Source organism: Maribacter sp. PR1 (assembly GCF_028464145.1).
Classification (GTDB): domain Bacteria; phylum Bacteroidota; class Bacteroidia; order Flavobacteriales; family Flavobacteriaceae; genus Maribacter.
Genome location: NZ_JAQPCG010000002.1, coordinates 119,673 through 143,374 on the forward strand (window position 1 = coordinate 119,673; position 23,702 = coordinate 143,374).

Genomic DNA, 23,702 nt, shown 5'->3' on the forward strand with positions numbered 1-23,702 from the left:
AAAAGGAATTTGGAAGATAATCATTTCATTTAAAATTTGTTGTACATTTCGAGGCTAAACCTAACCATCCAAATGGTATGTCGCAATTCGCCAAACCATTGACTCAACGCCTGTATTCTCTGGACGTTTTCAGAGGATTCATAATGTTCCTGCTCATAGCGGAGGCTACAGGTTTCCATGAAAGCTTTGCCCGTTTAACGGAAGGCTCTATTTTTTATCCACTGGCGCTTCAATTGCAGCACCATCCTTGGAACGGACTTCATTTTTGGGACCTCATACAGCCCTTTTTTATGTTTATTGTGGGCGTGGCCATGCCTTTTTCTTTTAAAAAACGATTGAAAAAGGGAGGCAGAAAGGAATTAAACAAACATATTGCCATGCGATGTCTAAAGTTGTTCCTTTTTGGGGTCCTGTTACATTGTATTTACAGCCTCGGCCTAGTATGGGAGTTGTGGAACGTTTTGGTTCAATTGGCGTTCACCATTCTGATTGCCTATACCATAATGGGAAAAAGCGCAAAGTTTCAAATAGGGTTTACAATTTTCCTTTTGCTGCTGACGGAATTCCTATACAGGATGTATAATCCGGAAGCCCCTTACGCAAAGGGTCACGAAACATTTGGCGCATGGGCAGACCTTTTGGTGATGGGGAAGGTAAATGACGGATATTGGGTATTCATAAATTTTGTGCCAACGGCGGCCCATACCATCTGGGGTGTTGTGTGTGGCCAACTTTTGCAGAATTCTGTGTCTGCATCAAATAAATTAAAGACCTTCCTGTTTTGGGGAGTTTTGGCAACCACCCTTGGGTTTACTTTAGACTTTTTTGAAATTACACCGATTATTAAACGCATAGCGACTACTTCTTTTACACTGGCCTCCGGCGGCATTTCCATTTTGGCACTTGCCTTATTTTATTGGATAATCGACGTAAGGGGATACAAGAAAAAATGGCTGCAAATTTTCGCAGTTGTAGGTACCAACTCTATTTTTATTTACTTATTTGCAGAAACGTTTGGGCATTTGATTTTCAGGGAGTTCGATATTCTTTGGAACACCGGTCTTTTTCATAACCTTGAAGCCCATAAGGATTGGCTATTGGTTTTGGAATCATTGTTAATACTACTATTTTTATGGTCCATCACCTATTATCTGGACAAACGCAAGATTTATTTTAAAGTTTAGATATAAGAAAAAATTAAAACGCCCAACATGAAGAAAACATCAATAGTAACTAACACGATATTTAGGCTCAGCGCATTTGCGTTTATAATTTTTCTTTTGGTTGGATCTACGTGCTTGGCCCAAAAGCCCTATGAAGGAAAGGTTTTGTTGGCCGTATTTGCACATCCCGATGACGAGAGTACCGTTTCTCCCATTTTGGCTAAATATGCGAGGGAAGGAGCCAAGGTCCATTTGGTCATCGTTACTGACGGTAGATATGGAACCAATGATTTTCACGACCATATAGCAGGAGAAACACTTGTTGCTACCAGAAAGAAAGAAATGAAATGTGCTGCGGAATTGTTGGAGGCGGAGTTGATTCATTTGAATTTTCACGACCAGCTTCGGGCAGCAGAGGGTTATGACGGCCATGTTCCCCACGCCAGGGAAATGATAAAGCAACTCAATGAAATTGTAAATAGGTTAAATCCGGATGCTATTATAACCTGGGGACCGGATGGAGGCTCCACCCACATGGACCATAGATTGGTGGGAGCGTCAGTAACCCAAGTGTACCTTAGTCAGGATTGGAACAAACCCATGGACTTGTTTTATTATGGCACCCCTTCTGACGCAATCGATGACCCTGAAGGAAAGATTTTGAGAGGGCAGGCAGGTAAATATTTAAGAACGAAAGTCTCCTATACCGATCAAGATTTGGAAAAAGCCGCAAAGTCTTACAGATGCCACTACAGTCAAATTGACCCGATGCTTACTGAAGAAAACTTTATGGAGCGTAAGTCGAAAAACGGAAAATTTGTATATCTAAGAAAATTTGAAGCCCCAAAAAACGATTCAGATTCTGTGTTTGGAAACAACTGAAAAGGGCTTTAAGGCTTCGATATAGTATCAAAAACCAAAGGATGGGGATTTCTAAAATAGGGTTACGTTCAAAATCTATAACACACCTTGACATAATTCTGTTAATGGCCATTTTGTCGGTAGGTTTTGCCAACGTCTACTCACAACAGGCAGAGGAAAAGGGTTGGACCAACCTATTTAACGGAAGTGACTTGGAGGGCTGGACCACAAAAATCCATCATTATGATGTGTTTGATAATTATGGAGACACTTTTCGTGTTGAGGGTAGTATAATTAAGGTAAGATATGACAAGTATGAGGGGTTGTTCAATGATCGTTTCGGACACTTGTATTATAATCAGCCCTATTCCTATTTTCATCTATCCATGGAATATCGTTTCGTTGGCAATCTTTTTCCAGGCGCTCCGGATTATACAATTTTGAACAGTGGTGTTATGTTTCACTCCCAGGACCCTAAAACCATATTAAAGGAACAGGACTGGCCCATTTCTGTAGAAATGCAGTTCTATGGAGGTGTTGAAAAAGGAAAGGAACGACCAACGGGAAATATGTGCTCCCCAGGCACGGATGTAATCTATAGAGGAAAATTGGACCCAAATCATTGCATTAATTCTTCCTCGGACACCTATTTTGGTGACCAATGGGTAAAAGCGGAGCTCATAGTTTATGGAGATTCACTTGTAAAACATATGATTAATGGAAAAACGGTATTGGAATATTCGAAGCCGCAAATGGGAGGAGGCGTGGTCAATGGTTATGACATTGATATTTCTATACCGGGAAAACCTTTAAAAGAGGGGTTTATCGCCCTGCAGAGCGAAGGTCAGCCGATAGACTTCAGAAATATTAAAATAAAGAACCTTAAAGGATGCATGGATCCAAAAGCCTCTAATTACAAGACGTATTATATTGAACCGGGCAAATGTACCTTCGACTAACGCTTGCCCAAAAGACCATTGTACTTTGAGCCATTGCCAAGTAATTCCGTAGCGGCCAAGATGGCATCATCTTGGGCCAGGTAATATTGATATAAACCGTCGCGATAGAAGTAGCGCTTCACGATTTCGTCCTCAAGATTTTTTTGTATTTCATTTTGATATCTGTCCAGCGCATTAATCTTGCCTTTTTGAATATTTGCCAATAGGGTCTTGTAACTGTCCTTAACCTCTTGCCCTAAAAAGTCATTTTCCGGTCCGGATAATGCCTCGGTAATCGCTTTTTCAGCTTTGGTTTTAAAAGAAAAGTCGCTTTGTCTTACAAATGTCTTAAAGTTGTTGAAGTCCGAATTGGAAAACTTGAAATCACCCACATTTTCCACGTTATGACTAAAATAATAATCCGTGGCATAATCGAAAATCACATTATTTTGAAGCAATGCCAAGGTCAGGTCATTTGTTTTTACGGCCGCAATCTCCACATCTGGTAGAACCCCACCACCGTCTTGAACTTTTCTTCCATTTCTTGTGGTAAAATCATTGAAGGTTGTGTTTCTAACGGCGTTACCGTTATCATCCCTATTCCAATAATCCAATGCTTGGATACACCTTCCTGATGAGGTATAATATCTAGAGATAGTTACTTTAAGTTGTGTGCCGTAGGTCAGTTTTAAGGGTCGCTGTACCAAACCTTTTCCAAAACTACGGGCCCCCATAATTACCGCCCGGTCCAAGTCCTGCAAGCTACCTGACACAATTTCACTGGCAGAAGCACTACTTCCATTGACCAGCACCACTAGTGGTATTTCTGCATCCACGGCTTGATTTGTAGTTCTGTATTCCCGGTTAAACTTTTTTACTTTGGATTTTGTGGTAACGACCAATTCTCCTTTCGGCACAAACAAATTGGTAACGTTGATCGCCTCTGAAAGTAAGCCTCCGGGATTGTCTCTTAAGTCCAGAATTATTTTTTCGGCACCCTTTCCTTTTAAATCCAATAAGGCCCTTTTTGTTTGGTCCGTAGCCTTTGCGTTAAATTTTGACAAAACGATATATCCGGTAATATTGTCTATCATTTTGTAAAATGGTACGGCATCCACCTCTATTCCTCCACGTTCAATCGTAGTACTGCTAATCTTGCCCTGTCTTTTATAAATTACATCAACAGTGGAACCTTCAGAGCCCTTTAGAAGCTCACTTGCATTATCTTCAAAATCGGCCACTTTGATATCTCCTATCTGTATAATTTGGTCCCCTGCTTTGAGCCCTGCCTTGTCTGCAGGATATCCCTGGTGAGGCTCTATAATCAATAAGCGGTCCTTATAGGTGCGCACAAGCGCTCCAATGCCAGAATATTCACCTGCATTATTAATACGATAGGATTCAACATCCTGTTCATTTAAAAATTTGGTGTATGGATCCAAATCCTCCAACATGTTCTTAATGGCGGTATCCATAAGCTCAGCTGGATTGGTTTCGTCCACATAGTTCATGTTGAGCTCTTTAAAAAGCGTTGTAAAGATTTCTATCTGTTTAGCGATCTCAAAAAAGTCGCTTTTAAAACTACTTCCTGCAACAAGAAAGGTTAGGGCCAGAACGGGAATTATTACTCTCTTTCGTATTATTTTATTCATGAATCCGGGCATTAAATTTTTCTAAAAGCAGCTTCATTTTGGATTCCACATCCTTAAAAGCCGGCATTTCCTTTCCAAGGTATAAAAATAAAAACGCAAAGTTCTCTTGAGTATTGTTAAATACCATGCCTTTGTTTAATCGGTAGGACTCCCTTAAAAGTCTTTTTATTCTATTTCGATGAACGGCATTTTTAAAATTCTTTTTAGAAACCGTTACGGCCGCCTTAATCGGAACCTCTTGTTTATCGACCTTTAGGTATATCAATTTTAACGGAAAAACAGATAGATTTCTTCCTTCGGAAAAAAGTTGGCCAATTAGCGTCTTGCTTTTTAGCTTTTCCTTTTTTCCAAAGGAAAAATTTTCAATCGGGCGAGTTGCCTCCATTTTTACAACCGTGTTTTTACTTATTCGGCTTGCCAAACGTTATTTTCGGCATTTATATCCGCCATTAATTGGGAGGGATCAATCACAATTGCCTCTATGCTATCCATGGGTTTATTAAGTGTAAAATCATAACTAGGAAATGCCCAAGGCCAATCGGGCAGCACTGTTCTTTCAATTTGAGGATAGGGATTTCCTTTTTCACCGCGCATCATTCTTAGAGGCGCATAGAAAGTTTCCCTAGTTCCATCTTTATAAACGACTAAAATGTCCAAAGGCATGGGCATTTGACCAATTCTGTCCATGGTGATTTTTGTACCCTCTCCTTCCATTTCAACGGATTTAATTCCGTAGTCGATGGTGTTAGTGGTTTGGGTCCAATCCGTCAAATACCAATCCAACTCCATTCCCGATACTTTCTCTGCCGTACGTTTTAAATCATTGGGGACTGGATGCTTAAACTTGAAATCCGCATAATATTTTCGAAGAGTTTCCATGAGTTTGTCCTGCCCAATGATATAACCTAATTGCGCTAAAAACACAGCACCCTTACTATATGCCGCTATACCGTAAGCAAAGTTTAAATCATATCTGTCCGCATGGGTACTTTGCGGCTGTTCTTTACCAGACAAAGCTAAATTATAGTAACTCTTATAAGAGTTTTCAAAAGGGTTCTCCTTATTTTGATCACGAATTTCGTTGCTACAAAGTGCGGATATAAAGGATGTAAATCCTTCGTCCATCCACTCGTGTTTGGCTTCATTGGTGGCCAAAACATGCTGGAACCAAGAATGTGCCAATTCATGAATCATAGTTCCAACGACGCTTCCAGGTCTATCCCCGCCCGTAATTAAGGTGGCCATGGCGTACTCCATTCCCCCATCACCACCTTGAATGACGGAATATTGCTCATAGGGATATTCACCAATATTCTTGCTGAAAAAATTCATGGCTTTCTCTGTCATAGGTTGCACGGCTTTCCAAGTATCTTGGAATTTGGGGTCGTTCTTGTATAGGAAATGTAGCATTGGGCCGTTATCCATTTTTAGTGTGTCGTGAATATATTCTGGATCTGCCGCCCACATAAAATCATGCACCATAGGAGCTTTAAAATGCCACGTTAGGGTTTTCCCTTTTTGCTTTTTCACGGTTGTTCCAGGTGCTTCATAACCATGGCCTATTTCTTGCGGGTTTTGTAAATACCCCGTACCGCCAACGATATAGTCCTTGTTCAATGTCAATTTCACATCAAAATCACCCCAAACACCATGAAACTCTCTGGCGATATATGGGTCCGCATGCCAACCCTCGAAATCATATTCGGCTAGTTTCGGATACCATTGGCTCATGGATAGGGCAACACCATCATTATTGTTACGGCCAGATCTTCTAATTTGAACAGGAACCTGCCCCTTAAAGGACATTTCAAAAGTTGTTTTTCCGCCCGGGGGAATTGGTTGTGCCAAGTCCACAACGAGAACAGTGCCTTCCTCATTGTAGCTTACCTTTTGCCCATCTTGGCTTAAGGATACTACATGCAAGTATCCAATTTCACTTTCAGACAGGCTGGAAATGCGACTCTTCTTATCCTCTGTAATCATTCTTCTATCCGGGTCCTGAATATTCTGCAACCGAATATCCATTTCACTTCCAGGTTGAAACGCATTCAAATACAAGTGATAGTAAACCCTACTTAGCTCATCTGGCGAGTTATTCGAGTATACCAATTTTTGGGTTCCCGTGTATTGAAAATTATCGACATCCATGTCAACATCCATAGTATAATCCACATGTTGTTGCCAATAATTGGTTTGGTTTTGGGCATGGGAAAAAACCCCTATGCAAAATAGGGTTATAAACGAAAGAATTAATTTTTTCATGTTATCTATTTTCAAGATTATAGTTCTAGCTGACCATTGCTCACTTTGCTTGCCATAATTAATGCATTATAAGCATTAACTATTTTTCCCGAGGTAGAAACCTCACTTAAACTAGCGCTTTTGGTATTGTCTCCACCTAAAATCACCTTCGTTTTTACGGGCAAACCAGAGTTTAAAATAATTTTCTTGACCTGCTTAGCACTTAGGTTTGGATATTGAGAAAAAATTAGTGCAGCTATGCCTGATACTGCTGGTGCGGCCATGGAAGTTCCTGGAGAGTATTCGTACTCATTATTTGGATAGGTAGAATAAATATCCGTACCAGGAGCAAAAACATCTACGTTAATATTTCCGTAATTGGAATAGGAGGCAACAAGCTCTGAGCCGTAATTTGGATCAAGAGCTCCGACCGTGATAACGTTGTCCGAAAATTCTGGACCATTGTTAATTTGGTCATTGGGAAAATTTGGGTTGGCCGGATTGTCCAAATCCGCACCATCGTTCCCTGCAGCATGTACAAAAAGAACATCATTGTCCGCTGCGTACTTAATAGCGTCATATACCCATTGAGCATTCGGAGAAAACGATTTACCAAAACTACCATTGATTACTTTGGCACCATTGTCTACAGCGTAACGGATACCACGGGCTATATCTTTATCATACTCATCACCATTTGGAACGGCCCGTATGCTCATAATTGCCACGTTGTTTGCAACTCCGTTGGCACCTTTGCCATTGTTTCTTTCCGCTGCGATTATTCCGGCTACATGTGTGCCATGACTTTCGTCGTCGACCCTATTATTCGGGTTTCCGTTGCCATAATCGGTGTCGTTCAAATCATAAGGATTGTCTCCTACTATTTCCCGACCGTTGAAATCTTTGTTTAGATTATAATTAAGTTGTTCCGTAAAGTAGGTAATCCCTTCGCCCAATTCTTCAATAACTTCAGGGATGGAGTCCTTAAAACTAAACATTTGAAGAAGTACTGCTTTGTTTTGTTGCATTGCCTCGGTTGATGCTTCAATACCGGCAACATCCGATTTAGTATAACTTTCCTTGCCCAGATACTCCTTGACCGCAGCATCGGCATTCTTTACCGCCTGTAAAATCTGTTCATAGCGTTGTTTGTTTTGTTGGGCAGTGTTATACTCCTCGTCCAACTTAGCTTTTGCTTTTGCCAAAGCAGTTTGATCACCAATATTCAGCCTAAGCATTCTCACATATTCCAACTGCTCATTATAAGATTCACCTAAGAAATTATACCCATGAATATCATCCACGAAACCATTGTTGTCATCATCTTTGTTATTTCCCGGCCTTTCATCCTCATTGGTCCAAATCACACCATCTAAATCTTCATGGTCTAAATCTATCCCCGAGTCCAGCACTGCAACTATTACCTTTTCGCCTTTTTTGTTTTTTATGATTTCTTCATAAGCTTTATCTACGCTCATCCCAGGTATAGTATCAGCCACCAAATCTAGATGGCCCCAATGCTGTTTTTCTTTTTCTGTCAGTTCCGAAACCTTTAGGGGAACGGTGTCAATATTTTCAACAGGGGTTAGAATTAGTCCACTGCTACCACCGCAGCCCAGGAGGGCGACAAAAGAAAAAGCCAAAAACGATTTAGTCATTCTACGTATCATATATAGTTGTTAAATTATTCTGATTTATTAATTAAAAATTTCGTGGAAAGTAAAAGTTTGATTCAGCCTAACCCCTTTTTCCGTTTTGTTTAAGGTGCAAATTTGGTTATTTGCATCGTGTTCAAAAAAAAGAAAGTAGTTGTTTTCTACAGCTGTGTTCAAGAACTTTTCCTTTTCGGTCAAGGTTAGTAAAGGCCGGGTGTCATAACCCATGACATAGGGTAAGGGTATGTGCCCTACTGTTGGAATCAAATCTGCGACAAATACAATGGTCTTCCCCTTATAATTTATTTGGGGCAACATCTGTTTTTCTGTATGTCCATCAACAAAATGGATGCCAAAACCCAGATCCGATTTTTTTAAAAAATTATTTTGGCTTATTGAGTCTATAAATTTAAGCCGCCCACTTTCTTCCATAGGGAACAAATTTTCCGCTAGGAAAGAGGCTTTTTCCCTGGCATTGGGATTTATAGCCCAGTCCCAATGGCTGCTATTGGACCAATATGTGGCATTTTTAAAAGCGGGCTCGTATCCCGTTCTATTCTTATTCCATTGAATGCAGCCACCACAATGGTCAAAGTGCAGGTGGGTCAGAAAAACATCGGTTACATCATCTCGGTGAAAACCGATTTTATTCAAAGAGTCGTCCAAGGAATAATTTCCCCAGCGGTGGTAATGCCCAAAAAATTTTTCGGATTGTTTATTTCCAAGTCCGGCGTCTATAAGAATAAGCCTATCGCCTTCTTCAATTAACAGACTTCTGGCCGCAATATCAATAAGGTTGTTTTCGTCTGCCGGATTTGTCCTTTGCCAAAGGGATTTCGGCACCACACCGAACATGGCGCCTCCGTCTAATTTAAAATTACCTGTCTCTATGGGGTATAGATTCATTAATCTACTGGATAATGGAATAAATCGGGCAAATTAATTAAAATGAATAGGAAAATCGGGATATTTAAGAGTTTTTAACGCTATGGCTAAATTATTAAGAATATGATTTGAACGCATTTATTACAAGATCGGCCTTTACATTTTTCTATACATCTTTTAGGATTAAATCCTCTAAAGAATGATGGGCCAAAGGCTTGGCCAAATGCTTCTTGATTTCATCATAGCTTTCCGAACGAGCCACATCTGCAGAGTTCATGGAAGAACTCAGTACAAACACTGTACATTTTTCCTTTGAACTTTCAGGGAGTTCTTTATAGTTTTCAATAAACTCGTAACCGTCCATTCCGGGCATACGAATATCTAAAAATATAATATCGGGAAACATGTTTAGGTCTTCTTTTAATCCTATCAAGTAGTCCAGAGCCTCTTTTCCCGAGGTCTTGGTAACTACTTCTTCAACTAGTTTTGATTTTGAAACAATAGCCTTGTTGATGTAATTGTCTATTTCCGAATCATCTATCAATAGTACTTTCATAAACATGTATTAATTAATTCTTAGGAGCCATATTGGGTAATTTAATTGTAAAAGTAGACCCCATATTTAGTTCTGACTCCAGCGATACCGAACCCCGTAGCTTTTCAAGAATCTCCTGAACTATAAATAATCCAATACCAGAACCCATGACTTTGGCAGTGGCCCTATAGAACATATTATAAATTTTGGTCTGACTTTCTTTATCAATACCCATACCATTGTCCTTAATAATTATAGAGGCCTCTTTGCTATTTATGATTACATTGATCCAAATCGAAGGGCTGCGCTTTTCCAGATCATGATATTTGATGGCATTGGAAATAAAATTATTTAATAGAACAGTTACTCTTCTTTTATCTGAGAAAAAAGGTTCTTTATTGTTGATCTCTTTAACCACATTAATACCACTAGTGTTTTTTAGATACCATAAATCTTCTAACGACCTGTCAATTAAGGTACTAAAATTTATTTTCTCTATTTTAACATCGAGGTGCTTATTTTGAGAATATTGTATTATTTCTCCGATAAAATCATCTAAGCGAGTAATGGAGTTTTCCATCATGTTAAGATTAACCAATTTTTCAGACTCCGACTCCTCTTTTTTCATAATATCTACCAAGCCCAAAAGTGATGTTAGCGGGGCTCTTAACTCATGAGAGGCACTGTATACAAAGCTGTCTAACTCCGAGTTGGTTTTTTTTAGCTCTCTGTTTTTATTCTCGAGTTTTTTTCTTTCCTCTTTCCTTTCGGAAATATCCCGGACAATACCCAATATAACCCCATCATTTAATTTTTTAGCGCTAACCTCACCATAAAAAGAAGATTTGTCCTTGCGCAATAATTGCCTTTCGGAAAGAACGGACTGCCCCAAGTTTAGTTCTTGAAACCTGATTGGGAGGTTTTCCAACTCTTCATTGGTGGCCAGATTTTTAATATTTTGTTTGAGCAATTCACTTTTTGAATAACCAAACATTTCTACCCCACGGATATTGGCATCAATCATATTTCCATTAAAATCCGTTAAAAAAATACCGTCAGAGGCTTGTTCTATAAGTGATTTAAATTTTTGCTCGCTTTCCCTTAAGAGCAGTGTTTTATCCTCTACCATTTTCTTGAGTTTTATAGGACGTTCCAGTATGGAATTTGTATAAAAACCAGCGAGAATAGAAAGAAAAACACCCAGTATACCTAGGGCGAGGACACCACCAAGAGCAAAGCTCTTATTCGAAATCACATAAAGTTTCCACTCCCCATTGTAATCTGTGATAGAGCGGTTTAACGCGTTTTCCTGAAGTTTTTTTTGTGAAGAAAAAAATATTTTTTCGGACCCGTCTGGATTAACCTTTGAAAGTTGATAAGAGTACTGACTTTGCTCTAGGGAATCCAAGGAAATTGCAGATAATAAGGTAGATAACTTTATTACTGCTGCCGCAAAGCCAGAAAACTCATTATTTGTATAAATTGGAGTGCGGCAGACAAAACCAGAACCACCTTGTTTTAAATTTATTGGTCCGGCAATATAATATTCACCTTTTTCAATGGTTCTGACCGCCCCAGGTTTTCCCACGGAGTCCATTAAAATGTTAAAGCCCAAGACTTCATTTTCTTCTATTGGGTAGACATGGGTAATAACTCCAGAACTATCCACAAGCTCAAGTGCGTCAACACTGGTATTCGTTTTCAACAGTAACTGGGATATATTAGAAAAATCTTGGGGGACACCATAGTTTTCTACTAAAAAGGCCAGACTTTGCGTACTTGAAAACCCTTGGTTCAAAACATTTTTAATCTCTCTGTCAATGCGGGTGGCTTGTCTACTAACCCCATCTTCCTCGGAACTCTTAAGGATAAGATATCTTTGATAGGCTACAAACGTAGTTATACTTAGGATTATTAGAAACACCAATAAACCTGGGATTACAGGAGAACTTAGTTTTATTTTTTTTAAAGGGTTTCTCATCACCATCCGTATTCGGTTAATACCTCATTAATAGAGGGAATACTCAGTATAGATTCTTTACTATCTATAAAAAGCTACTAATTCTAATCGGTCCAAAGCAGCGTTTGGGACGGTAGTTAAATTCTTTTTTTTAGGGAAAATCAGTCACAAAAATATAAAAGCATATTGAACTATAGTATTTTTGCTGATAAATTGTAGGTAAAACCTGCAATTACGCTTGTTGAATTTTCTTTTTGTGCTATTAGGTGAAAATGTTCAGGATTTACTTTAGTGTGGTTTCTTAAAATTCACGATATCTGTATTTTAAAATCATTAAAAGAAATTTATTCCTCCAGCTACCACGTTAACAACTGCTGTATATTCTTTTTTTTAAAAAAAGTAATTCATCCTAGAGCTGGCCGGCATCATCATTCTGGGAATAATTATATAAAGGCTGGCTTGGCGTTTTAAATTGCCAGCTTTATTAGCCTTAACCTGTTTTACTCTAAGTAATCTTTCTTTACCCCTGAATTCTTATATTTTTTCTATAATACAACATCATCATAAGGTATAGTTTTTTGTAATGACCAACCGATGAAATCCTTCTGGTTTGTTTTCATTAGTAGCAACATAATAAAACCCAATCAAAACCTTGGTTTATCAAAAATATATCATCATTTTGGCAGAATATTAAAAGCCTTTTCTAAGCGCTAACTCCAAATTGACTTGAAAAAATTAGAACGTAGCTTATCTTTAACCTCCGTAGTTGCGATTAGTATTGGTGGTATGTTGGGCAGCGGTATATTTGTTCTTCCCGGAATAGCGGCGGCAAAAACAGGCTCTTCTGTTTGGTTGGCCTATCTTTTAGCTGCAATATGTATTTTCCCAGCTGCTTTATCAAAGTCCGAGTTGGCAACGGCAATGCCATCATCAGGAGGAACCTATGTATATATAGAGCGTGCCTTTGGACCACTTTTTGGGACCATTGCAGGCATAGGTCTATGGTTGTCGCTGTTACTTAAAAGTGCTTTTGCCTTAGTTGGTTTTGGTGCATACCTAGCTATTCTGGTAAATATAGGAACAGGCCTTACCCAATACGTTGCCCTTATTTTCTTGTTGTTAATACTGTTTTTAAATATACTAGGTGTAAAAAAAGTAGGAAAGGTTCAAATTGTAATTGTTTCGATAAGCATTTTAAGCCTTGCATTAATTTTACTTTTTGGACTCCCAAGAACTTCTGCAGAACTTTTAGACCCTTTTTTGCTAAACGGGAATATGGGTTTATTTTCTACTGTAGCATTTGTATATATTTCTTATGCTGGCGTAACTAAGGTTGCCGCTATTGCTGGTGAAATCAAGAACCCGAGCGTAAACCTACCAAGAGCCATGATTTTATCACTCTTTATTATGACCACAATTTATGTGGTTGTGGCTTTTGTATTGGTTGGCAACCTTCCATTAGAAGACTTAAAAACGGATATCAAACCTATTTATACGATTGCTAATCTATTGGGCGGTAGTGTTGTTGGTTATATAGCGGCAGTTGTGGGGGTGATCACCTTAATTTCTATGGCTAATTCCGGTGTACTTGCGGCTTCGAGGTTTCCCTTTGCCATGGCAAGAGATAAATTGTTGCCAGATTTTATGTCAAGAATACACTCAAAATATTTAACGCCAGTAGTAACTATTGCCATGACATGTTTTTTTATGGCCCTTGTCATTTTGTTTTTAGATGTGGAAAAAATCGCAAAATTGGCAAGTGCCTTTATGGTTATGATGTTTATTTTGGTCAATGCTTGTGTTGTTGTTTTAAGGGAAACTTCTGCGCAATGGTACGCCCCACCTTATAGATCGCCGCTATATCCCTTTGTACAGTTATTTGGAATAGGCAGCGGTATAGCCTTGTTGATATTATTGGGCTTGGGGCCTTTAGTAGCCATTGCTGCAATACTGGCAATAGGTTTTTTGATATATTTTTATTTTGGAAAAAACGCTACTAGAACGGGTATATTACGAAAATACGGACACAGACCAGCGTTATATCTTTTTTACAAAAGAAAGGGAAAAGGACAGATAACGTACAGAAATAACCAGACTGAAGCTTTACAGAATTTAGACGGCAAGTTAGCCTCGGATGCGGGGGTAGTAGTGCCTTTATTGGGCAATGAAACTTCACCGGAAATGTTGGTGGAAATAGCAGCGGCAATCAATAAAAGAGATAAGATACAGACGGTAAACATTACCGAAGTTCCAAACCAAACATTTTTGGATGCCATGGTAGAGGAAAGCCCTATAATAGCTTCATTGGAGCGACGAATTTCCCAGTTGGCAAAATCAAAAAATATTACCATAGATTTTGAAGCTGCGGTTACCCATGAAATTTCAGACACTATTCATGAACTAAGCAACCAGACTCATTGTGATTGGTTGGTAATGGGCTGGAATGGCAGGGCTCATAGTGGTATTTTAGTAAGCAACCCAATAGGTTGGTTATTGACCAACATCAATTCTGATTTTGCATTGTTTAAAGATGTTGGGGTGAGGCACATTGGCAAGGTGCTTCTAGCTCTGAGACCTGGCCGTAAGGATAAAAACTTTATTGCCGTAGCCGATAGAATTTGTACTTTTTATAACGCTTCACTAACCTTACTTCACATAGTATCAGAAAACATGTGTGAACAAGATGAGAATGCTATGAGGAACAATTCATTGAATTTGCTGAAAAAAGTACCCACGAACAGTTCTGTTTTGATAAGTAGAAGTAATGATTCTATCGGTGCTATTTCCAATGTTTCGGCAGGATACGATTTATTGATTTTAGGAACACCACAAAAAGACAATTGGCTTAGCGTTTTATTTGGTACAGGTAAGGATAAATACACCGAGAAATCTGCCTGTTCGGTTTTACGACTTACGATGAAAGACCATTAAATTTGATTTAAGGCCTATTGTTATAAAGTTTGACTAAAGTCTTATTTTTAACAAAAAAACAAAATAATGCTAGAACTAGCAGGTATTATTATCCTTGGAATTATAGCACAATGGGTTGCTTGGCGTTTAAAACTGCCCGCAATATTGCCATTAATTCTAATTGGTTTGTTGGTTGGTCCCTTCTCTACTTTATATACTGAGGATGGTTCAAAGTTAATAGAACCTGTATGGAACGGGGAAAAGGGTTTATTTCCGGGAGAAGGGCTTTATTATTTTGTTTCGCTTGCCATAAGTATTATTTTGTTCGAAGGAGGGCTTACATTAAAACGTTCTGAGATAAGAAATGTTGGCCCGGTAATTACCAAACTCATTACATTAGGCAGTATAGTTACTTTTTTTGCCGCTGCAGTTGCCGCTTATTTTATTTTCGGACTTTCATGGCAAGTATCCTTTTTATTTTCTTCTTTAATTATTGTAACAGGACCAACGGTAATTACACCTATCCTAAGAAATATTCCTTTGAAAAAAGACCTATCCGCTGTTCTCAAATGGGAGGGAATTCTTATTGATCCAATTGGTGCATTGGCCGCCGTATTGGTTTTTGAGTTTATAAGTGTTGGCGAAGGGCAGGCGTACACACAGACCGCGCTTATAGAATTTGGAAAAATATTACTTTTTGGATTTACCTTTGGGTTTACCTTTGCCCATGCATTGGCCTTTGCAATAAAAAAGAACTTTATCCCCCATTATCTCTTAAACGTTGTTTCACTTTCAGTCGTGTTGTTGGTTTTCGTGGAGTCCGATCTTTTTGCCCATGAATCCGGATTATTGGCTGTTGTAGTTATGGGCATGGTATTGGGCAACATAGACCTACCCAATATTAAGGAACTTCTATATTTTAAAGAATCCCTGAGTATCTTATTGATTTCGATTCTTTTCATAATACTTGCAGCGAATATTGATATGGCAGATCTACAGCTTATATATAACTGGAAAACCGTTGCACTTTTTGGATCAATAATATTAATAATAAGGCCATTAGGTGTCTTTTTAAGTTCCATGGGCTCTAACCTAAAACTAAATGAAAAACTATTTATTAGTTGGGTAGGTCCCAGGGGGATAGTGGCTGCCGGTATTGCCTCACTTTTTGGTTCAAAATTGATTTCAAGGGGAGAACCTGGAGCGGAATATATAACCCCTTTGGTTTTTATGATTGTTCTGGGAACGGTTTTACTGAATGCCACGACAGCTAGGCTTTTTGCTAAAACGGTCGGTGTCTTTCTAAAAAAGTCGGAAGGCATTCTTATTTTAGGCGCTTCAAAGGTATCTAGACTAATCGGCGAATATCTACACAAGAATAATAGACATGTAGTTTTAATCGACAATAACCAAACCAATATAAACAAAGCAAAGAATATTGGATTGGAAGCCTTTGTTGCCAATATTTATTCTGACTCCCTAATAGATAATATAGAACTAAACGATATCGGTTATTTAATGGCTTTAACGGGTAACTCGGATATTAACAAGTACGCTATTTCAAAGTTTGAAAAGCAATTTGGCGAAAACGGTTCATTTAGACTTGTAGATGCCGAAGAGATGAACGACCCTGAAAACAATCCCAAAGTTGGCCTATTTTCCCATACGGACGATTTTATCAAACTAACAGAAACAGCCAGAAAAAATCCGGTAATCCGTGAGATAAAACTAAAAGACACCGAACATTATGAGGGCCTCATAGAAATTACCAAAGCGGACACGGATGTTATCCCTCTATTTCTTAAAATGCCTGATGGTGAAATCAAAATAATTTCTGCATTCAGCAAGGATTTCACGGATATACAAGAAAATTCTAAATTGGTATATTTGGGTAAAGCCCTACCTATAGACGAAGAGTCGCGAAGTAAAGAAATTAAAGCTTAAAAGGTTTTTTACTGTTACGATTTTACGCAGCAATTAGTCATTCAATTTGAGTACCGCCATAAAAGCCTGTTGTGGAATTTCAACATTGCCTACTTGGCGCATTCGCTTTTTACCTTTTTTCTGTTTTTCCAATAACTTACGCTTCCTGGATATATCACCCCCATAACATTTGGCGGTAACATCTTTTCTAAGGGCCTTGATTGTTTCCCTTGAAATGATCTTGGATCCTATAGCGGCCTGGATAGGAATATCAAACTGCTGTCTTGGTATTAGCTCCTTTAATTTTTCGCACATTTTTTTTCCAATATTCGCCGCATTGTCAAAATGTATAAGAGCGGATAAAGCATCCACAGGCTGGGCATTCAACAAGATATCCACTCGCACCAATTTCGATGCCCTCATGCCTATAGGCGCATAATCAAAGGAGGCATATCCTTTGGAGACGGTTTTTAGTCGGTCATAAAAATCGAAAACTATTTCTGCTAGCGGCATATCAAAATTCAATTCTACCCGCTCCGTAGTTAAATAGGTTTGGTTGGTAATCTGACCTCTTTTTTCTATACATAAAGACATAACATTACCCACAAAATCTGCCTTAGTAATGATTGTAGCCTTAATATAAGGTTCTTCAACGCGATCTATGGTAGAAGGGTCCGGCAAATCACTAGGATTATTTACGATTAGGGGCGTATCCGGGTCCTTTCTAGTAAAAGCATGATAACTAACGTTAGGCACGGTAGTAATAACCGTCATATCAAATTCTCGCTCCAAACGTTCCTGGATAATTTCCATATGTAGCATTCCCAAAAAACCACACCTAAAACCAAAGCCTAGGGCAGCACTACTCTCAGGGGCAAACACTAGTGAGGCGTCATTTAGCTGTAATTTTTCCATGGAAGACCTCAATTCTTCAAAGTCCTCGGTATCTACCGGATAAATTCCGGCAAAAACCATAGGTTTAACGTCCTCGAAACCTCCAATAGGATTTTTAGTGGGCTCGTTGGCATCGGTAATCGTATCCCCTACTTTTACTTCCCTTGCATCTTTTATTCCTGTAATCAAATAACCTACATCGCCAGTACTAATAGCTTGTTTAGGGTGTTGGGTAAGTTTTAATGTACCTATCTCATCGGCAAAATAACTCTTCCCCGTTGCTACAAATTTTATTTTTTGATTTTTTTTGATGGCGCCATTAACTACTCTAAAGTAGGTTTCTACACCTCGAAACGGATTATAGACGGAATCAAAAACCAATGCCTGTAGAGGCTCATCTAAGTTACCTTTTGGTGGAGGTATACGCTCAATAATGGCACTTAATATCTCTTCTATGCCAATTCCGGTTTTTGCACTAGCCGGTATTACCTCTTCAGGTTTGCAACCCAATAAATCAACGATATCGTCCGTAACTTCTTCCGGGTTGGCACTTGGTAGGTCTACCTTATTGAGAACTGGAATAATTTCCAAATCATTTTCCAAAGCTAAATATAGGTTGGAGATAGTCTGTGCTTGAATGCTTTGTGCGGCATCCACTACTAAAAGCGCACCTTCACAGGCCGCTATAGATCGGGATACTTCATAGGAAAAATCAACGTGCCCAGGAGTGTCGATCAGATTTAGGATATACTTTTCACCCTTGTAGGTATAATCCATCTGAATGGCATGGCTTTTAATTGTAATACCGCGTTCTCGCTCCAAGTCCATGCTATCCAACAGCTGTTCCTTTTTTTCTCTTTCCGTAACGGAGCCGGTAAAATCCAAAAGCCTGTCGGCCAAAGTACTTTTACCATGGTCAATATGGGCAATAATGCAAAAATTTCGAATGTTTTTCATAGCAATATTTGAAAAATAGGGCGAATTAAAACTTTCTATAGTACTAGTTTTAAAAGCAATTGCAAATATAATCTAATTTAAACGCACATTTTAAATAGGTGGGGTTAAATAAAACTCGAGATTTTAAGTGCTATAAAAAGACCTTTGGGCCTTTAGTGAAAAATGCCGTAATAATTGTTAGATTTGATGTTCAACCCAGACCTAAAGTGAAACCAATACTGCTATTTATCGTAGCCGCACTTATATGTACACCAGTTGCGTTTTCCCAGTCTTTCCAACTTTCCGGCAAGGTAAAGGACGATGTTGGCGAACCAATTCCATTTGCTTCGGTTTTTTTATTGCAGGCCAAGGACTCCTCTATGGTCAAAGGGACTTCTGCAGATGAGTTTGGAGCCTTTTTAGTAGAAAACATTACCCCGGGGATTTATTTTTTGAAAGCATCTTATATAGGACAAACTTCGGGAGCTCTTCCTCTTGATATACGTTCAGATACTAAAATTGGGGCGCTTATAATCCCCCAACAGGCGGAGGAATTGGATGAGGTTATCGTGGTATCTGGCAGGCCGAAGGTAGAACGAAAGGTGGACAGAATAGTTTTTAACGTTGAAAATACAGTACTTTCCCAAAGTTCTTCCTGGGACATACTAAGGCAGACGCCAGGGGTTATTACCATGCAGGACGAGCTTCAGATTCGAAATCAGCCTGCCGTGGTTTATATTAATGACCGTAAGGTTCAGCTATCCCCGGCAGAGGTGAGAAGCCTTTTGGAAAATTACCAAGGGCAAAACATTAAATCCATTGAGGTTATCAACAACCCACCGGCAAAATATGATGCCGAAGGAGGAGCGGTTTTGAATATAGTTACTAACAAGAATATTTCTTTGGGTTACAAAGGAAATATCAACACAAATTATACACAGGGCATATTCCCAAAATTCAATTTTGGCACATCTCATTTTTATAAAACAAAAAAATTAAATGTTAATGCGAGTTATTCGTACGCCCCAAGGAAAGATTTTAGAGACGTTAAAAATGAAACAAATTTCATAAATAATACAGGAGTTTTTTCCAGATGGGATACCGATTTTGATAGAACCAATAGGTTTAAAACGCATAATGGAGGGCTTACGGTAGATTACGCTTTTAATGACCGAAATGAAATCAACCTAACATCCAATATGCAAATTTCGCCAGAACGGGAGTATAATAATTTTCAACAAACCCTTATTACCAATGCGGCCGGAGCTTTGGACTCCACATTGACCACCGAAAGTTTTTTGGACGAGACAAAAAATAATATTTCCGGAGATTTAACCTTTAAACACCGATTCAAGAAAAGCGGTGCCATTTCTTTCAATGGGCATTATACCAATTTTGATCTAACAAGAACACAACGCGCCAGCTCCAATTATACTTTGCCCTTTAGTAGCTTTATTCGTAACTATAGCTTTTTTACCGATGCCAAGCAGGATATAGAAATTATTACCGCTCAGGTAGACTATAACGGTCTATTGGGGACGGTTGGGCTTGAGACCGGGTTAAAGACCTCCCTGATCAATTCACAAAGCCAATTGTCATTTTTTACAGAAAATAACGGTCAGGTATTTGTACCCGAGCTATCGGATAATTACTTGTACGATGAGAACGTATATGCGGCCTATATTAGCGCTTCAAAGGATTGGGAAAAATGGAGCCTAAAAGCGGGAATAAGGGCGGAACACACCCTTAGCTCCGGAAACTCCCTTGCCCTTGCCCAAGTAAACAACCTTGAGTATTTTGAGCTTTTTCCTTCTGTATATTTATTACACAACATAAATGAGAACCATAGCTTGTCTTTGGATTACTCCAGGAAACTGGAAAGACCTAGATATGAGGACTTAAACCCGTTCAGGACATTTATAAATGAGAATATCTTTTATGAAGGCAACCCTAATCTTGTTCCTAATTTCAGCAATAATTTCAATCTTAATTATACCCTTAACCAAGAATATTTCTTTGATTTTTACTACCGGGACAATGGTAATTATATTTCTACTTTGTCTTTTCAGGACAATGAAAATCAGGTTTTACGGGATGTGACCCAGAACGTCCTAGAAAGCACCTCCTATGGCTTTGATTTTAACTATGGTAAATCCGTGAGTAACAATTGGTATCTCTACAGCTATATTTCCATATTTCATGAGGATGAGACCTTCTTGGCTTTGGAGAGCGATGCTTTTTCGGCAAAAAATGAGGTTAATGGCTTTTATTTAGACCTTACCAATTATTTAACGCTCTCCAAGGACGGTACTTTTAAAGGGGAATTGGGGTTAGTCTATTTATCTGGTTTTTTGTCCGGTTCCTATAAAATGTCCGAAACGACCAACCTAACCTTCGGGCTCCAGAAATCTTTTTGGAACAGAAGGGCAGAACTAAGCCTTAACTTCAACGATATTTTGGGCAAAGCAAACCCTAGGTACGCTTCAAGATATTTAAATCAGGACAACGCCTATCTTGCGATTCCGGAAACTCAAAACTTTAGACTTTCCTTCACCTATAACTTTGGGAACTTTAGGCTTGAGGACAATGAGCGACAAATTGAAAAATCGGAAAGAGACCGTATCGGTTCCGAATAAGCAAATAATTCTACCCCTTTATTAGAATTCCTACAAACATTTTACACTGTAAGATATTTCCGAACAACTTTGTTTATATTCGCTCACGACTACCATTTACCAATGAACAACGCATTAAGTACGCTTATCTTCTTTTTACTACTGACCACTATTACTTTGGCCCAAGATTTCGAGGTTTCGGGAAGGGTAAAAGACCAAAACAACCTGCCTCTCGTTTTTGCCAATGTTTTACTTAAAAACAAGGACTCCGTTCTATTGAAAGGATCAGCAACCGATGAAGAAGGGTTGTTCAAGATTGAAAACATAAAGGCGGGAACATACTTATTGTCGGCCAGCTATTTGGACAATTTAAGCGAAACACTGGTTTTAACGGTCACTTCGGATGTTTCTTTGGACGATTTGATTATTGAACAAGCGGAGATGGAATTGGATGAGGTCGAAGTCACATTTAAAAAACCTACTATTGAACAAAAGGCGGACCGATTGGTTTTTAACGTGGTAAACACCTCACTGGCCCAAGGCAATATTTGGGATATTCTTAAACAGACGCCAGGGGTTATTATCATTAATGATAAAATAAACATAAAAGGCAGTTCCAACATTGGGGTAATGATCAATGGAAAATTGGTGAACATTCCACAATCAGATATCGTGAATCTTTTATCCGGAAGTTCGGGAAACAATGTAGAATCTGTAGAAGTCATCTTAAACCCTCCGGCAAAATATAGCGCTGAAGGCGGGCTTCTACTAAATATCAAAATGAAAAAAAACCTGATAGCCGGGTATAATGGTTCCATTTACAATAGATATACACAAGCAGTGTTTCCTAAACATATGATTGGCACGGATCACTTTTTCAAGGGAAAGAAAACGGATTTTACCCTAACCTACAGTTTTAGGCAAAACAAGAATTTGAACCGATTTACGGACGTTACCAATTTTTTTGACACGAGTAATACGGTCGATGAGGTCTGGACGACCGAGCAAAAGACCATAAATAGGAGTAAGCAGCATAATATCAGTGGTTTTTTTGACTATCAAATCAACGATAAGAATAGCCTGAGCTTTTCTACCATCAATTCTTTTTCGGTCCCCGCGAACAGGTTTATCACATCGGAAACTTTAATTGAGGACACGGCTGGAAATCTGGATTCGAGTTTCTATACAACCAACAATTCGGATTACGATGTTTTTAATACGGCATACTACTTGGATTGGACCCATCGATTTAAAAAGAAGGGAGAAAATATCACCTTGGCAAGCAATTATACCTATTATGACTACGATAGGGGACAGGACTTGAACACGGATTTTTTTGATACCGATGGTGAAGTAACGGGAGAAAACGATTTCACAACACATTCTGGCCAAAAAACATCGCTTTATAGTGCTCAGGTGGATTACACCAACCCTATTAAAGAAAACTCCACACTGGAAACAGGCCTACGCTATTCTGGTATTAGCTCTGAATCCACCATAACCCAAGAGGGTTTCGACAGAACACAACCAGGAATTAATCCGACCGAGGCCGGGGTGTTCGACTACAAAGAAAAAATTATGGCCGGTTATGTTAGCTTAAACAATAGTTGGAAGGATTGGCAATTAAATATGGGGCTACGTTCAGAGTACACCAAAACGGAAGGCGACTTGGATACTTCTGTCAACCCTGTGAAAAATTCGTATCTCGAGTTTTTCCCCTCCGTGTCCTTACAACACAAATTGAGCGACAAACATAACTTGGCGTTGCGCTATTATAGAAGGATTACCAGACCCACGTATAGTGACCTTAACCCTTTTCAATATTTTCAGAGCAATAATGCCGTCGTAGAAGGAAATCCCTACTTGAGACCAGCTACAAGAAACTATGTTTCTGTGGAGTATAATTTTGACCGTTCCTACTCCTTGGAAGTGTATTATTTCCATAAAAAGAATGACTTTTTTGAGCAAGTGGTTCAGGATAATGAAACGAACCTACTTCGTTTTTTGAGCGTTAATTTGGAATCCAATATTACTTATGGCGCAGAGTTTCGGTGGAATAAGGGGCTTACAAAATTTTGGGATACGTATTTACTTTTAAGTTATTACTATAAGGAAAACGGATTTACGGATATAGATACCGGGGCCATTTTGGATAATAGTATATGGACGAGTAATATACGCTTCAATAATTATTTTACACTTTTGAAGGATCGTTCGCTTTATGCCGATGTATTATTTAGATACTCCGCGCCAACCGTATTTGGTAATTCCAATAGAGAATCTACCAGTCAACTAACGCTGTCCTTTAGCAAAAGCATTTTAAAAAGAAGGGCATCCATCTCTTTTTCGATCGAAGATGTGTTTAATGATGGAAATTACTTTTCGACGAGGGATTACCTGAATCAGGACAACAGCTCTTTTTCCAGGCGCGAAACACGTTTATTTTTTGTTGGATTCCGATACAAATTCGGGAACAATAGAATTCGGGACAACAAAAAACAAAAAAGTACGGATGAAGGGGAAAGGATTTAATT

The 23,702-nt window shown here is 38.8% G+C and carries 15 protein-coding genes; 7 read left to right on the plus strand and 8 right to left on the minus strand.

The window, feature by feature from the left end:
- The first annotated feature begins 77 nt into the window (after positions 1-77).
- From PP182_RS04165 to PP182_RS04175, 3 genes are read left to right on the plus strand one after another with little or no spacing between them, the layout of a single operon-like run.
- Positions 78-1,184, plus strand: a complete 1,107-nt coding sequence (locus tag PP182_RS04165) for an acyltransferase family protein (RefSeq protein WP_272650077.1) — start codon at positions 78-80, stop codon at positions 1,182-1,184.
- Positions 1,185-1,211: 27 nt separating this feature from the next.
- Positions 1,212-2,045 (plus strand): PIG-L deacetylase family protein, encoded by an 834-nt coding sequence (locus PP182_RS04170; RefSeq protein ID WP_272650078.1) that lies wholly within the window; start codon positions 1,212-1,214, stop codon positions 2,043-2,045.
- Positions 2,046-2,086: 41 nt separating this feature from the next.
- Positions 2,087-2,983 (plus strand): 3-keto-disaccharide hydrolase, encoded by an 897-nt coding sequence (locus tag PP182_RS04175; RefSeq protein WP_272650079.1) that lies wholly within the window; start codon positions 2,087-2,089, stop codon positions 2,981-2,983.
- Here PP182_RS04175 and PP182_RS04180 read toward each other — a convergent pair.
- The 7 genes from PP182_RS04180 to PP182_RS04210 form a co-directional block, all read right to left on the minus strand.
- Positions 2,980-4,614 (minus strand): S41 family peptidase, encoded by a 1,635-nt coding sequence (locus PP182_RS04180; RefSeq protein WP_272650080.1) that lies wholly within the window; start codon positions 4,612-4,614, stop codon positions 2,980-2,982. The two genes, PP182_RS04175 and PP182_RS04180, sit on opposite strands and share 4 nt — an antisense overlap.
- The gene (gene rnpA, locus PP182_RS04185) at positions 4,607-4,999 is read right to left on the minus strand and encodes a ribonuclease P protein component (RefSeq protein ID WP_272650081.1); all 393 of its coding nucleotides are present in this window, start codon (positions 4,997-4,999) and stop codon (positions 4,607-4,609) included. The genes PP182_RS04180 and rnpA overlap by 8 nt, the downstream gene beginning before the upstream one ends.
- A 20-nt stretch (positions 5,000-5,019) precedes the next feature.
- Complete coding sequence (locus PP182_RS04190; protein ID WP_272650082.1) at positions 5,020-6,876, minus strand: M1 family metallopeptidase; 1,857 nt, start codon at positions 6,874-6,876, stop codon at positions 5,020-5,022.
- A 17-nt stretch (positions 6,877-6,893) separates the two neighbouring features.
- Complete coding sequence (locus PP182_RS04195; RefSeq protein ID WP_272650083.1) at positions 6,894-8,525, minus strand: S8 family peptidase; 1,632 nt, start codon at positions 8,523-8,525, stop codon at positions 6,894-6,896.
- Positions 8,526-8,552: 27 nt separating this feature from the next.
- Positions 8,553-9,416, minus strand: a complete 864-nt coding sequence (locus PP182_RS04200; protein WP_272650084.1) for an MBL fold metallo-hydrolase — start codon at positions 9,414-9,416, stop codon at positions 8,553-8,555.
- A 145-nt stretch (positions 9,417-9,561) separates the two neighbouring features.
- The gene (locus PP182_RS04205) at positions 9,562-9,951 is read right to left on the minus strand and encodes a response regulator (RefSeq protein WP_272650085.1); all 390 of its coding nucleotides are present in this window, start codon (positions 9,949-9,951) and stop codon (positions 9,562-9,564) included.
- Between the two features lie 13 nt (positions 9,952-9,964).
- On the minus strand, positions 9,965-11,911 hold the full coding sequence (locus tag PP182_RS04210) for a PAS domain S-box protein (protein ID WP_272650086.1): 1,947 nt from the start codon (positions 11,909-11,911) through the stop codon (positions 9,965-9,967).
- 705 nt (positions 11,912-12,616) lie between these two features.
- Here PP182_RS04210 and PP182_RS04215 point away from each other — a divergent pair.
- Both PP182_RS04215 and PP182_RS04220 read left to right on the plus strand, forming a co-directional pair.
- Complete coding sequence (locus PP182_RS04215) at positions 12,617-14,821, plus strand: APC family permease (RefSeq protein WP_272650087.1); 2,205 nt, start codon at positions 12,617-12,619, stop codon at positions 14,819-14,821.
- 66 nt (positions 14,822-14,887) lie between these two features.
- Entirely contained in the window at positions 14,888-16,744 is a 1,857-nt protein-coding gene (locus PP182_RS04220) for a cation:proton antiporter (RefSeq protein WP_272650088.1), read from the plus strand.
- A gap of 33 nt (positions 16,745-16,777) precedes the next feature.
- Here the strand turns inward: PP182_RS04220 and lepA are convergent, their stop codons facing one another.
- Positions 16,778-18,574, minus strand: a complete 1,797-nt coding sequence (gene lepA / locus PP182_RS04225; protein WP_272650089.1) for a translation elongation factor 4 — start codon at positions 18,572-18,574, stop codon at positions 16,778-16,780.
- Positions 18,575-18,780: 206 nt separating this feature from the next.
- Between lepA and PP182_RS04230 the strand changes: the two genes are divergently transcribed.
- Both PP182_RS04230 and PP182_RS04235 read left to right on the plus strand, forming a co-directional pair.
- Positions 18,781-21,189, plus strand: a complete 2,409-nt coding sequence (locus PP182_RS04230) for an outer membrane beta-barrel family protein (protein WP_272650090.1) — start codon at positions 18,781-18,783, stop codon at positions 21,187-21,189.
- Between the two features lie 102 nt (positions 21,190-21,291).
- Complete coding sequence (locus tag PP182_RS04235) at positions 21,292-23,700, plus strand: outer membrane beta-barrel family protein (protein ID WP_272650091.1); 2,409 nt, start codon at positions 21,292-21,294, stop codon at positions 23,698-23,700.
- Positions 23,701-23,702: the final 2 nt, after the last annotated feature.

Excerpts from the sequence above, each read along its gene's own strand:
- PP182_RS04170 (WP_272650078.1), top strand. The coding sequence starts at position 1,212 with ATGAAGAAAACATCAATAGTAACTAACACGATATTTAGGCTCAGCGCA.
- PP182_RS04235 (WP_272650091.1), top strand. The coding sequence starts at position 21,292 with ATGAACAACGCATTAAGTACGCTTATCTTCTTTTTACTACTGACCACT.
- PP182_RS04175 (WP_272650079.1), top strand. The coding sequence starts at position 2,087 with ATGGGGATTTCTAAAATAGGGTTACGTTCAAAATCTATAACACACCTT.
- PP182_RS04200 (WP_272650084.1), bottom strand. The coding sequence starts at position 9,416 with ATGAATCTATACCCCATAGAGACAGGTAATTTTAAATTAGACGGAGGC.
- PP182_RS04205 (WP_272650085.1), bottom strand. The coding sequence starts at position 9,951 with ATGAAAGTACTATTGATAGATGATTCGGAAATAGACAATTACATCAAC.
- PP182_RS04210 (WP_272650086.1), bottom strand. The coding sequence starts at position 11,911 with ATGAGAAACCCTTTAAAAAAAATAAAACTAAGTTCTCCTGTAATCCCA.
- PP182_RS04165 (WP_272650077.1), top strand. The coding sequence starts at position 78 with ATGTCGCAATTCGCCAAACCATTGACTCAACGCCTGTATTCTCTGGAC.
- rnpA (WP_272650081.1), bottom strand. The coding sequence starts at position 4,999 with ATGGAGGCAACTCGCCCGATTGAAAATTTTTCCTTTGGAAAAAAGGAA.
- PP182_RS04195 (WP_272650083.1), bottom strand. The coding sequence starts at position 8,525 with ATGATACGTAGAATGACTAAATCGTTTTTGGCTTTTTCTTTTGTCGCC.
- PP182_RS04180 (WP_272650080.1), bottom strand. The coding sequence starts at position 4,614 with ATGAATAAAATAATACGAAAGAGAGTAATAATTCCCGTTCTGGCCCTA.
- PP182_RS04190 (WP_272650082.1), bottom strand. The coding sequence starts at position 6,876 with ATGAAAAAATTAATTCTTTCGTTTATAACCCTATTTTGCATAGGGGTT.
- lepA (WP_272650089.1), bottom strand. The coding sequence starts at position 18,574 with ATGAAAAACATTCGAAATTTTTGCATTATTGCCCATATTGACCATGGT.
- PP182_RS04220 (WP_272650088.1), top strand. The coding sequence starts at position 14,888 with ATGCTAGAACTAGCAGGTATTATTATCCTTGGAATTATAGCACAATGG.